Source organism: Paenibacillus mendelii (assembly GCF_024498075.1).
Lineage (GTDB): Bacteria > Bacillota > Bacilli > Paenibacillales > Paenibacillaceae > Paenibacillus_Z > Paenibacillus_Z mendelii.
In genome coordinates, this window is the sequence record NZ_JANHOF010000038.1 from 1 (window position 1) to 11,818 (window position 11,818).

Genomic DNA, 11,818 nt, shown 5'->3' on the forward strand with positions numbered 1-11,818 from the left:
AAGGGGTTAAGACACCTCCCTTTCACGGAGGTAACAGGGGTTCGAATCCCCTACGGGTCACCATCTTTCCCAATCCGATATAAGATGGGTAAAGCGAGTACATATCGGGCATAATATGGAGGCTTAGCTCAGCTGGGAGAGCATCTGCCTTACAAGCAGAGGGTCGGCGGTTCGATCCCGTCAGCCTCCACCATATTGTTGGGGATTAGCCAAGCGGTAAGGCAACGGACTTTGACTCCGTCATTCCCAGGTTCGATCCCTGGATCCCCAGCCATTTATGAGCCATTAGCTCAGTTGGTAGAGCACCTGACTTTTAATCAGGGTGTCGTAGGTTCGAGTCCTACATGGCTCACCATTTTTCCTTAAACGAAGAATGGTTTATGATATTCACGTGCGCGTATGGCGGAATTGGCAGACGCACCAGACTTAGGATCTGGCGGGCGACCGTGGGGGTTCAAGTCCCTCTACGCGCACCAACAACAAACGCTACTCTCAAGATCATTCGATCTTGAGATTTTTTGTGTTTAAAGCTATATGCCATGAAGAATTTAGGATATTAACAGCTAAGTGCCGCGCAAGAGGATTGGCCGATCCAAGTTTGGGTAAGAAGGTCGTTAAATGGAGGAGCACTCGCATGCCTGTTCATAATAAAAGTGGTGAGAGAAGGTTCCTTCTCTCACCACTTTACATTTCAATGCCGACAATCGATTCAACACCGGGATAAATTACTTGGAATAGGGCTGAAGCCGACTCAGACGCTCTTGCTCGTTTAGTTGAGTCAAGATAAGCTTCCAGCGGTCGTAATGGCTCGGATGGTCTACGACAGGCTCGTACCCGAGGTTCAAATAGATCTTGATAGCCGGTATTCTGAAGTCGTCGGTATTTAGAATCGCACGTGAGCGGTTCTCTTCTGCCATACGATGCATGGCCGCCAGGCTGGCGGTGTAGCCTAATCTTTTGCCTGCTTGAGAGGGAAGAACCCCCACCATGTGGAGATATCCGGTGAACTCCCCCCATTGCGGCCTCCACCAGGCAGAAGCGGTCGCTACAGGTTGGTCATCGCTGCATACAAAGAAGACACGCTCTGGTGCATACGGATCATCTTTTGTCATGTGTTCGAACAGGTAGGCCCCACCGAAGGCTTCACCTATAATGGACTCCCACGCGGCTTCGTCTCCTGGCTGGAAAGTCCGGATGGAATATCCTTGCGCGAGTTGTAATGGCGGTAATTCAGAAAGGGATGGATTGAGCATGACCAATTGCGGTTGTTGATCCATGAGCGCCTCCTATGGGAAAGTTATAGTTTAATGATCTGATCTTGGTATGAGGAGCTGTTTCGAAAATCGGGCATTTCCATCGTCTTCCCGCCATTCATGACGGAAAGCTCGGAGAGCAGGGCAACGGCTGTCCATTCACAAGCCTCGTAGACATCGATGGCGGGTTTGGCGTTCTTGGTAATCGCATCCACGAAGTCTTGAACAATGAAATAATCCCCGCCCCAATGGCCGGCAGCCCGCTGTTCATCGGTCACATTCTTATAACGGTCTGGCAAGTAATCGTAGAAATCCTTCAGCGGCCGCCATTCGGGATGGTCTGATCCGTTATTGTCGGACGCGAGCCAGATTTTATGCTGATCCCCTAACCCCCGTGGTGCTTCATAACAGCCTTTGGTTCCTTGAAGGGTGTAGTACGACATATTATGTGGACGGGCAGAGATGCAGTCGATGCGAAGCTTGATCAGCTTGCCGCTCTCCAGCTGGCACAAGGTGACGGTTGTGTCCTCCTGACGTAATTCCGGCGCGGTATGCCAACCAGTCCCAAGGCAGGTAACGGACTTAATGCGATCGTTCTTGAACCACTTCATGACTGGACCAAGACTATGGGTCGGGTAGAAGGCACCGCGTTTGCCAAGCTGCCAATATTGTCTCCAGGACGCTCTGCTGCTGGCCGATCCGGTAGTCGGGCGATTGTAGCCCACAGCGAGGCTTTTAATGTCGTGAAGATATTCGCCTTCCCCGAAGTACACATTGCCGAACAATCCTTGCTCGACCATGTTGTTAATCAGCTGGTTCTCGGGAATGTAGCAGTAATTCTCGGCCATCATGTATACCTTGCCATATTTCTCGACGGCTTGCTTCAACCACCACAATTCATCCATCGTGACACCTGCTGTCACTTCACTTAGCACGTGCTTACCGGCGTCTAGGGCGGCAAGTGTTTGTGGTACGTGCAGCTGCATCGGCGAGGATACTACAACCGCATCAATATCGGAATCTAGCATATCTTCGTAAACGCGATAGGTGTTCGGAATGTTATGCCGAGCGGATGCTTCTTTCAATAAGGATTGGTCCAAGTCGCATAACGCGACAACCTCGGCATCCGGGCAAGACTGAAAACCCAATAACGTGCTTAAGCCTCTCGCACCGACAATGCCGACCTTTACTTTCTTCATGTCATTCCCTCCCTAGGAAAAATTACCTCTACTACTAAATCTATCACATTATTTACCGTATACGAACTATTAAATTCACTCTCAAGAACCGTTAATCGTTCAGGGATCATAGATGGCGCCTACGTCCGAAACCTTAGCATTCTAATGAGTTATTTAACGGCTCCAATGACAAGCCCTTTGCGAATAAAGCCCTGCAGCAGAATGTAGATAAGGATTGGCGGTATAGAGGTCAGCAGCAGGCCGGTCAATAGAAGCGGATAGTCGCTGCTGAATCGGCCAAGTATGGTGGCGACGGCGACAGTCATCGTTTTGGTTGCGTCGGATTGAAGATAAATGAGAGGCGTGAGCAAATCATTCCACCAGCCTGTCGCATTAAAGATCCCGACGGTCATAATTCCGGGGATACTCATCGGCAGGACGATGCGTCCCATCAGATGCCAGTAATTGCCCCCGTCGATCTTAACGGCCTCCAACAGCTCATTGGGCATACCGCGCATCAAGGACGTAAGAAGAAAGACATTGCCCGGAATCGAGGTCACCCCCCAAATAACGATGACGGATATAAAATGATCGATCCAGCCCAGCTTCGACATCAATAAATAGTTCGGAATTAAAAACGTGATCCCGGGTATGGTCATGGTCGCGATCAGGATGATATATAAAGCACTGCGCCATCTAAACCGGAGCTTAGCGAAGGCAAATGAGGCGGGAATGGATACGGCGAGCGTGATGACCAAGCCACCTGCTACACAGACTGCCGTATTGCCAAACAGTAAGAGTACATCGAAGCGATAAAAAAGTGCTTTGAAATTATCGAAGTATAATGTTTTCGGCAATCCGGCAGGATCTTCAATGAACTCCATAGAGGTTTTCAAGCTGCTGGCCGCCATATATATCAGAGGGTAAAGCGATAGGCAAGCGACGAGCAACAGAATGATGAAGATGAGTGCGCGATGCAGGGAGAACCATGGTTTCATTTGAAACAGCCCTTTCTACTCGGACCATTTGTCCGATAATCTAAGCTGGATCCAGGAAATGACGATGACAATGGCAAACAGCACGACAGATAATGCCGAAGCAAAACCAAATTCCCCGGTTGTGAATGCTTTCAAGTAAATCATGTAATCGATCGGGGTGGTTTCATAGCCAGGACCCCCGCCAGTTACGGAATAGATAAGACCGAATAATCCAACAAACACGAAGATGACATTCGTTATCGTAAAATAAAAGATTGTCGGGACGAGACTGGGAATCGTGATTCTCCACAGACGCTGCCACCAGCCAGCACCATCGATTCGTGCAGCTTCAAACATATCCGTCGTAATAGTCGACATGCCGGATAAGAAGATGAGCGTGCCTTGCCCAAGCGTTTGCCAATAAAAACAGAAGATCAGCACCATAAAGGCGGTCGGCACAACGTTGAGCCAATCGACGATCAAGGATTCAAGACCAAGAGATCGGAGCAGTACATTGAAATTCCCGCCTTGGGAGAATATCGTTTTCATCAAGAAGCCCACGACAACTGCGGACAGAATCGTTGGCAAGTAATAGACGGATCGGAAAAACTTCCACCCGGCGACTTCCTCGTAGAGCAGGACGGTGACGATTAAGGAGATGAATAATATCCCGGGAATCGATATCAGGAAGATCAGGTTATTGCGCAGCAGCTTCCATATTTGACCGTCAGTGAAGATGTCACGGTAATTCTCCAGCCCGATCCAATCCGCATTCAATCCGTCCCAATTTGTAAAGCTGTGGTAGAACGTGTTAAAGATGGGATACCCCATAAAGATAGCGAGCAGGACAAAGGCCGGCAGCACGGAAAAGCAGCCGAGCCAGTGCTCGCGTTTTGCAAGGTTCATCGTGTTCCCTCCCGTTCAGCCTGATGGATCGGAAAGGCCTTCTCCGGATGAATAGAGAAGGCCTCCCTCCATGTTGGTCATGTTCGCGGTTTACTTGTTAGCGCTCTTGATCTCATCACGTTTCTCATCTATTTTGTTCATGAACTTCTCCGGCGAGATCTTCCCTGTGAAAAGCAGAGGCTCCAGTGCCGATATCTCGCTAGTCAGCTCTGCCGGATAAACATTGTCCGGCCAAAATATCGTACTCGGTTCGGCTGCCCATTGCTGCATCGTGGCAATGTAAGGATCCTTGGTATATTGGCTTATATCGATGTCATTGGTGACCGTAAGCGAACCTTCCCCTGATTCGATATAATGAATTTGTTCTTCTTTGCTCAGGATAAACTTAATGAATTCGACCGTTTCCTTTTTATTCTCCGAATAGTTCGTTACCACGTAAGCTGCGCCTACTCCACCGACACCTCCGTCGTGAATGGCCACATCATTGGAAAAGTCGGGAATTTTCATCATCCCAAGATCGTCGCCCAGCACTTTGCGCAAAGAAACAATCCCTCCATGTCCGCCGGGTGAAATAGCGGCCTTGCCCTGGTTGAACATTTGACTGCCTTGATCAAGCGGCGTGGCATAGCCCTTCTCGTATATCTCTGCCCATTTGCTTGCGATACGCACGAGTGCGGGGTCGCTGAAATGACGTTCCCCTTTCACCAGCTGATCCAAGCCGGAAGGGGTAACCGTTTGAGAAATCCAATAGGAGGCGATGTGCCAGAAGGCATCTTTACCAAGCGCCAGCGGGACGGTTCCTTGGGCTTTGAGCTTATCCAGCATGGCGAAGAACTCGTCGATATTTTTCGGCCGAGATGCTTCAGGATCGATGCCTGCATCTCTAAATAGCTTTTTATTGTAGTAGAAAACGAATGTGCCATCCGTCCCTGCAGGAACGCCATAGATGTCCCCCTCGGAATTGAACCCATCGGTAGTCGCTTCCCAACCGATAATGCGTGATTTCTCATCACCATTAAAATACGGATTCAACTTTTCGAGATATTGCTTGGCCCGAAGCATGTAATTGCCGGACCAAAGCACCGTAAGATCCGGTCCGTTCTTGGCGATGCTGGACGTTTGAAATTTCGTGAACAGGTCATTACCGCTCGGCATGTCCTGTACTTCCACGGTAATTCCAGGATGCGATTCCTCAAACCGTTTCACGGCTTGCGAAATATAGAATTCTTCCTTCTTCTTGGACTTGTTATTCTCGTCTACGGTTGGAAAGTAGCTGTTCCAAAAAACAATCTTCACCTTGTCGGCACTGTCGGTATCGTTCTCTCCAGAGCTAGCCTTGTTTGGTCCTCCGCAGCCGGCGAGCATGACTGCAAATACACATACGAGCATAACGGAAATCACTTTACGATACATATGAACCCCCCTTGATCTAGTTTGGTACTAATTGTAGTGGAACCGCTCAGCCGAAGGAATGACAGAAAGAAGAACGGAACTTATCATTTGAGCAAAATAAAAACGCTGCACTTATCATTCTTTGCAGCGCTTTATCTTTATTTATCTTTTGCGGCTGAACCATCGTCGCCTTCTTTGCTGTAATGGGAGGGAGCCTTGCCGTAGAGCTTCTTGAACATGCGCGAGAAGGAGCTGAGATTCATATAACCCAGTTTTTCCGCGACCTCAGTAACGGCGAGTCCGTTCTTCATCATCTTGGTAGCTTGTTCGGCTTTGATATGGAGAACGAAGTCGGTGAAGCTGCTGCCGGTCTCATCCTTGAACAGGCGGCTTAAGTAGGGAGCGCTAATGTTCATCGTATCTGCTAGTGATGTTAAGCTGATTTCGTCCATGATATGAACCCGGACATATTCTTCTACCGCTTGAACGATTCGTTTCTTCTCGGAAACAGCTCTATTAGCACTTAATTGCCGCTGTAAGGCCTGGATTTCCATGCTTAACTGGTGAACAGTATCCGTGAAGGTAGCCTTGCTACGCCCGGATGCGGTTGGTTTCGAGGCGGCCTCCATGTGGGAATAGACACTGTACAGCTCGCTTCGCAATTCGCCAAACAGCTGCCTGACGAGCTCTGGCAAAGGAAAGGGCGGCTTATCGAGCGAGGCGTGGAAGGCGGATAGAGATAAGAGGGACTCGTCCAGGCGAAGCAGGGTGAAATGCTTTACCATCTCTTTCTTCCAGATATGAATGGGATCGGGTAACCTTGAGAGAAGGGGAATCCCAGATTTGAAAATGCTCGTATCACTTGCATAGTAGTTATGCTCTAAGGCCAGCAAAGCTGCGCGATCATGATTGGCCCACAAGTTGGGTCTTATGAACGGCTCGCTGATACCGATCGATATGCCGAAGCCTAAATACTGACGAACTGCGCCCGCGAGCAGCTGGGGATCGGCTGGCAAAGCTGCAGAGCCGATTAGAGCATGCCACTGCCAACTTCGCAGGTCAGGGACCATTCCGATCCACTGGCTTTTGTATAGTTCACTGGCTACATTGCCAATAGCATAGCCGATTTTGTCCAGATCGGGAGGAAGTAAATCCTCTCCGTTGCGAGCATGCATATTGAGCCGGATCACCCATGCTTCGAATGAAGGGAAGCTCCCCGTCTGAAGTCCAAGCTCCAACGATTTGGCTGCGATTAAATCTACACTCGTACAGATGCCATTTAACCAATCCTGCAGGAAAGCTTGCTGCTTGATCGATGTAAGCGTCTTGTCGCTGTCTTTAGCTGCCTTTCTTGTGCGTACCAGCTCAGCAGTGCTGCGAATCACCCCGGTTAGCTCCTCGATTTCCATTGTAGACTTCATCACAAAATCCCGCACGCCAAGGCGAAGCGATTTCCTTACGAGCTCAAAATCCTTATTACAGGTTAAAATGACGAATTCTGCATCGGGACGAATCGTTCTCGCATGCTCAATAAAGTCTAGACCATTGCCTTTAGGCAGTCCGATATCGACCAGCGTGATATCCGGTGCGTACGTCTGGAATAGAGAGGCTGCTTCCACTCCGTCAGCTGCTTCGCAGACGACCTCAAGCCCCATCTCCGTCCACGGAACCAATGATTTGATGCCCAATCGAACCAAGGTATCATCCTCAACAATCATCACTTTCACGCGGTTCGTCCTCCTTTGATGAAATATAGGGAATGTGAATCGTCAATTCAGTACCTTCATCCAGACGGCTCGTAATTTGGTAGTGAAACCGCTCTCCAAATTCAAGCTCTAATCGACGAATGACGTTGGACATGCCGATTCCCGTCATCTTGGAAGTCGTGGAGGAATGGGAGGCTGCTGCAGAACCGCCCCGGTATAGTAATGACTTCAACGTTGACTCGCTCATCCCAATCCCGTTGTCCTTCAATCGGAGCACGAGTCCGCTTCGTTCTCTGGTTACGGTTATCGTCAATTCAGGTGCGCGCTCTTGTAGTTGGGCGAATCCATGCAGGAATGAGTTTTCCACGATAGGCTGCAGCGTCAATTTCGGAATCCGGGCATCGAGAACGTCCTTGTCAATGACTTGATGAACCGTAACCGTCTTCATGAGGCGTATTTCCTGGAAGTCGATGTAGCTCTGGATGTAGGCTAATTCCTTATCCAAGCTGCTCCACAGGCTATTCGTCCGGTTCAGGGTGTAATCCAGCATCCGGGACAGTGCTGTTAATGCTTTGGCAATGGAGGTTTCCCGCTTAATCTCCGCCATCCACCGTATGGTATTAAGCGCATTGTGCAAGAAGTGCGGCCGAATTTGCGAATGCAGCAGATTTAATTCCAAATCCTTCTTCTCGCGTTCCACATTTGTAATCTGATCGACTTGATCATTAATTCTGACAACCAGCTGCTGGATACCGGTGTACAAAATTTCGACCTCTTCGATTCCTTTATCTTTGAATGTAATACTCGGACCGTTCACCTGAATATTTCGCATCATATGGGATAGACGCAGAATGGGCAGCGTGACCTTCTTGGTGAAGAACATTAATGCGGCGATCATGATCAAGATGGAGGAAACAACAATAGTCAGGGTGAATGCCCATATATTCTTGCTGGGACTGATCAATGTATCGGTGGGAGTCATGACGGCCAGATGCCACTTGAGCTCTGGAACCGTGTAATACGTACAGAAATAAGCCCGGTCATTCCATTTCATATGAAAGCTGTTCGAGCTGCCGGCAAGCTCCGGCTGAGCAGCTGCATAACTCGCCACATTCTTGGAGACGGAGGATAGGTCTGCGCGATTAGCCTCATCGGTCATCAAGACCCGGCCATCCTTGTCAGCAATCAATACGGTTGCCGAACGGTTAACTTGAACCTGACGCATCAGACGTTGGACAAGCGATTGATTCATTTGGATAACCGCTGTCCCCAGCTTCTGTTTATTATAAATGATGTTCTGCACGACATAGAATGCTTGGTTATCTTCCAATAGATCGTGAAAGTCTTTGCCCACCCCTTTGAATACAAAGGGCACTTCATATACCTCAATATCCTTGTACCAAGGAAAGGCCGGCAGGACGGATTGGATTCGTTCCTTCTCGCTCTCATGCAGGGTAATCCCACTGTATACGCGATCTCCACTAACGATTTGAACATATAGAGGAATTCGCAGCCCGTAATAACTGACAAAGGATTGAATCCGATTATTAATCAGCCGCTCCTTCTCAACCTGTTTAGGGGAAAGCAGGGCATCTATGATGCCCTTGTCTGATGAAAAGGATCGTGTGAAATCAATCATTTGGTTCAATAGATTATCGATGTTAATGGACATGGACTCCAGGTTCTTCGAAATCAGCTGTCCATGAAGGGTTTCAATTTGATTAGCGGATTGCTCACCCACTAAATAGCCTTGCAAGGCGACAAGCATAATAACAATCATGAACAATAACGTCACTGTCCATAGCTTCCATCGCTTCTTTCCCCGGACTCTTTGCATCGCGTTGCCCTCGTTTCAAAAGCATATGAATCAAAAGGAAAGGGTCTGCTCCCAGTCATACTTAGGAGCTGGGGCAGCCCTTCCGTTGAATTGTATGAAAATTCATGTTGAATATAGTATGGTTTATCCTGGATGTCAATGGTTCAGATCGCTGTGTAATTAGCCATGGTCGGGGTATTGGCGGTTTAGTGCTGCCTTCACTAAGAAGAGGTAAACCGTTTCAAATTCATGCTCAATAAATCTTTATAAATTAGCAGTTGCATATAACGTGGGTAACATGTATAATATTTTAGGTAGCACACTTTTGATGCATAAAATAGAAGTGCTGCAGCATGATGCGCGCGTATGGCGGAATTGGCAGACGCACCAGACTTAGGATCTGGCGGGCGACCGTGGGGGTTCAAGTCCCTCTACGCGCACCAACCTTACCTTCAGAACTCCTTGGATCATTACGATCCGGGAGTTTTTTTGTTGTTTATAGGTAGATACGCGGCTGATCATGAGAGGACTTATACCCAAATCATTCGAGTTATGTTGATAAAGAGGTGCATAGATGGAGACGGATGCCGTCTATCCACATGTGGATAAGCCGCCGGCGGATACGATCAGCTGACGGCTTAACTTGTTTTCCACATGATCTTAATCATTTAGGGGATAAATGCTTAACGTGCTGAGTGGTATTCTATATCATGCTTGTAGCCTTCATAGGCTGCGCTGTACTCCATCGTTCGCGCTACATCGGCAATGAACATCTCGTCATAACCAGCCCTTCGAAGAAGGTGGAAGCCCATTTCCATTCCTGAAGCAATCCCGCCTGCCGTTACGATCCGCCCCGAATCGACGAGACGCGCCCTCGAGATCAGGCAAGCCGGCGCAATCTCCGCCAACCGGTCGATCGGAACCTTCCCCATATGGGATGCTTCCAGTCGGTCAGGCTCTTTTCGGTTCGTAGCGGCGAGACCATCCAGCAGGCCCATATGCCCGTAGATCCATGAACCCGTACATACACTTGTTAGAAGACAATTATCTGGAAGCTGCTCAATGTAATCATGAAGCCGGCCGTTATACATTTCTTGGCGCGTGCCGAACCCCCCGGGAATTAGAAAGGCATTCATGTGAGGCGCATCTTGAAAGGCATAGTTGGGCAGGACGGTGAGCCCGGCTTGAGTCTGAACGGGACGCATGGCATCGCTAATGAGGAAAGCCTCTAACGAGGGATCGAACCGGCGTGCTACGGAGAAGACACCGTAAGGTGCTGCATAGTCGACGACCTCTGCATCCTTGAATACATAAATCCCTAACCGAAATCCGTTGATCATATTGATTCATTCCTTTCTGGCCTATGAAGTTGTTGTAGCTGAATATAAGGTATCATAGCCAAAGGTATGTGAATAACGAATGTATATGATATGATGTATTTAATAACGAAATACCGGAGGGGTTACGACAATGCTGGATAAGCTGGATGGCCGTGTTATTCAGACCTTTATTGCGGTCTTTGAGGAGAAGAGCATCAGCCGGGCGGCAGAACGCCTCGGTTATGTACAATCGACCGTTACGATACAGCTGCGGACATTGGAGGAAGCCTTCGGCGAAAGGCTGTTTGACCGTCAGCCCAGAGGCGTTGAACCGACAGAAGCGGGAGTGAGGGCTGCCCCATACTTCTACCGGTTTGTTCAATTGGGCGAAGTGATGCAAGAAGCGATGCACACCCGGAACGAACCGGCAGGCGAAGTGCGGATTCGAGTCCTGGAATCGTTCTGTGTAACGCTAATGCCGACTTTTTTTCGTTTCTTTCTAGAGCAGTACCCACAGATTAAGATTCGAACGGAGACCGGATTTCAAAAAGACATTGTGGAGGAGCTGTTGAAGCATCGGATCGACTTTGGCATTGTGCCGACCGACCCTCAAATCGAGCAAATAGTCTTCTTACCCCTTGTTCAAGATGAGCTTGTATGCGTCATTCCAGATCGCCTCTCATCGAGTGAACTCATGCGCAACCGGGCTCGCCTTGAACGTGAACCCGTTATTTCGTTCGGTAGCCGCTGTATCTATCATACTTTCGCCGCTCAAGCGCTGTCAGGAGCGGGTATCGGTCTTCAAGAGCAGCTGGAGTTCGGAAGTCTGCAGATGGTGAAACAAATGGTGAAGGAAGGGATCGGGCTCGCAATGCTGCCAGCATCGGCAGTAAGGAGTGAAGTAGAGCGAGGCGAGCTGCATATTCTTGACCTGGAGAAGACCATTCCTCTCCAGCATGGCTTGGTTATGCACCGCGATCGCTTGTTTGGGACTGCGGCTGCTCGATTCCGCGATGCCGTACTGGAATGGTTTTCAAGTCAATGAATAAGTTTAGCGGTCCGTGGATAGGTTAGAGGGGATGCTTCGACTGCTGCAGTTGGGGGATTTGAAGTTTTTTTGTTATTTCCGAAAAAACATTTGCAATTTGATCGCTGAGGTGTTATATTATTACTTGTCGCTGCGATTTACGGATGCGTTCTAAAAATCGTGCGGAAGTGGCTCAGCGGTAGAGCATCGCCTTGCCAAGGCGAGGGTCGCGGGTTCGATTCCC

General features: G+C 49.0%; 9 protein-coding genes and 5 tRNA genes. 6 read left to right on the top strand and 8 right to left on the bottom strand.

What is annotated here, in order from left to right; all coding sequences use genetic code 11:
* Positions 1 to 117: 117 nt before the first annotated feature.
* The 4 genes from NNL21_RS35535 (at position 118) to NNL21_RS35550 (ending at position 476) form a co-directional block, all read left to right on the top strand.
* Positions 118 to 193: transfer RNA gene (locus tag NNL21_RS35535), tRNA-Val, on the top strand.
* A 6-nt stretch (positions 194 to 199) separates the two neighbouring features.
* Positions 200 to 274 (top strand) — tRNA-Gln (locus NNL21_RS35540).
* 5 nt (positions 275 to 279) lie between these two features.
* A tRNA-Lys gene (locus NNL21_RS35545) sits at positions 280 to 355 on the top strand.
* Between the two features lie 38 nt (positions 356 to 393).
* Positions 394 to 476, top strand: a tRNA-Leu gene (locus NNL21_RS35550).
* 249 nt (positions 477 to 725) lie between these two features.
* Here NNL21_RS35550 and NNL21_RS35555 read toward each other — a convergent pair.
* The 7 genes from NNL21_RS35555 to NNL21_RS35585 all read right to left on the bottom strand — a co-directional run bounded on the left by NNL21_RS35555 (position 726) and on the right by NNL21_RS35585 (position 9,249).
* Positions 726 to 1,277, bottom strand: a complete 552-nt coding sequence (locus NNL21_RS35555) for a GNAT family N-acetyltransferase (protein ID WP_204819658.1) — start codon at positions 1,275 to 1,277, stop codon at positions 726 to 728.
* A 20-nt stretch (positions 1,278 to 1,297) separates the two neighbouring features.
* Entirely contained in the window at positions 1,298 to 2,452 is a 1,155-nt protein-coding gene (locus NNL21_RS35560; protein ID WP_204819659.1) for a Gfo/Idh/MocA family protein, read from the bottom strand.
* Positions 2,453 to 2,601: 149 nt separating this feature from the next.
* Complete coding sequence (locus NNL21_RS35565; protein ID WP_204819660.1) at positions 2,602 to 3,429, bottom strand: carbohydrate ABC transporter permease; 828 nt, start codon at positions 3,427 to 3,429, stop codon at positions 2,602 to 2,604.
* A 15-nt stretch (positions 3,430 to 3,444) separates the two neighbouring features.
* On the bottom strand, positions 3,445 to 4,314 hold the full coding sequence (locus NNL21_RS35570; RefSeq protein WP_204819661.1) for a carbohydrate ABC transporter permease: 870 nt from the start codon (positions 4,312 to 4,314) through the stop codon (positions 3,445 to 3,447).
* A gap of 90 nt (positions 4,315 to 4,404) precedes the next feature.
* Positions 4,405 to 5,727, bottom strand: a complete 1,323-nt coding sequence (locus NNL21_RS35575) for an ABC transporter substrate-binding protein (RefSeq protein WP_204819662.1) — start codon at positions 5,725 to 5,727, stop codon at positions 4,405 to 4,407.
* Between the two features lie 137 nt (positions 5,728 to 5,864).
* On the bottom strand, positions 5,865 to 7,424 hold the full coding sequence (locus tag NNL21_RS35580) for a helix-turn-helix domain-containing protein (protein ID WP_256555707.1): 1,560 nt from the start codon (positions 7,422 to 7,424) through the stop codon (positions 5,865 to 5,867).
* A complete protein-coding gene (locus NNL21_RS35585) occupies positions 7,414 to 9,249 on the bottom strand; it encodes a cache domain-containing sensor histidine kinase (RefSeq protein WP_204819664.1) in 1,836 nt (611 codons plus the stop codon). Before NNL21_RS35585 ends, NNL21_RS35580 begins: the two co-directional genes overlap by 11 nt.
* Positions 9,250 to 9,588: 339 nt before the next feature.
* Here NNL21_RS35585 and NNL21_RS35590 point away from each other — a divergent pair.
* Positions 9,589 to 9,671: transfer RNA gene (locus NNL21_RS35590), tRNA-Leu, on the top strand.
* Positions 9,672 to 9,911: 240 nt separating this feature from the next.
* On the opposite strand, the gene NNL21_RS35595 is transcribed toward NNL21_RS35590, so the two are convergent.
* Positions 9,912 to 10,574 carry a DJ-1/PfpI family protein gene (locus NNL21_RS35595; RefSeq protein ID WP_204819971.1) on the bottom strand — a complete coding sequence of 221 codons (663 nt, stop codon included), beginning with the start codon at positions 10,572 to 10,574 and terminating at the stop codon, positions 9,912 to 9,914.
* Positions 10,575 to 10,698: 124 nt separating this feature from the next.
* Here NNL21_RS35595 and NNL21_RS35600 point away from each other — a divergent pair, with 124 nt between their 5' ends.
* Positions 10,699 to 11,592 (top strand): LysR family transcriptional regulator, encoded by an 894-nt coding sequence (locus tag NNL21_RS35600; RefSeq protein WP_204819665.1) that lies wholly within the window; start codon positions 10,699 to 10,701, stop codon positions 11,590 to 11,592.
* Positions 11,593 to 11,818 lie beyond the last annotated feature (226 nt).

Coding starts and splice junctions, on each gene's coding strand:
- NNL21_RS35570 (WP_204819661.1), bottom strand. CDS start 4,314: ATGAACCTTGCAAAACGCGAGCACTGGCTCGGCTGCTTTTCCGTGCTG.
- NNL21_RS35575 (WP_204819662.1), bottom strand. CDS start 5,727: ATGTATCGTAAAGTGATTTCCGTTATGCTCGTATGTGTATTTGCAGTC.
- NNL21_RS35560 (WP_204819659.1), bottom strand. CDS start 2,452: ATGAAGAAAGTAAAGGTCGGCATTGTCGGTGCGAGAGGCTTAAGCACG.
- NNL21_RS35565 (WP_204819660.1), bottom strand. CDS start 3,429: ATGAAACCATGGTTCTCCCTGCATCGCGCACTCATCTTCATCATTCTG.
- NNL21_RS35585 (WP_204819664.1), bottom strand. CDS start 9,249: ATGCAAAGAGTCCGGGGAAAGAAGCGATGGAAGCTATGGACAGTGACG.
- NNL21_RS35600 (WP_204819665.1), top strand. CDS start 10,699: ATGCTGGATAAGCTGGATGGCCGTGTTATTCAGACCTTTATTGCGGTC.
- NNL21_RS35555 (WP_204819658.1), bottom strand. CDS start 1,277: ATGGATCAACAACCGCAATTGGTCATGCTCAATCCATCCCTTTCTGAA.
- NNL21_RS35580 (WP_256555707.1), bottom strand. CDS start 7,424: ATGATTGTTGAGGATGATACCTTGGTTCGATTGGGCATCAAATCATTG.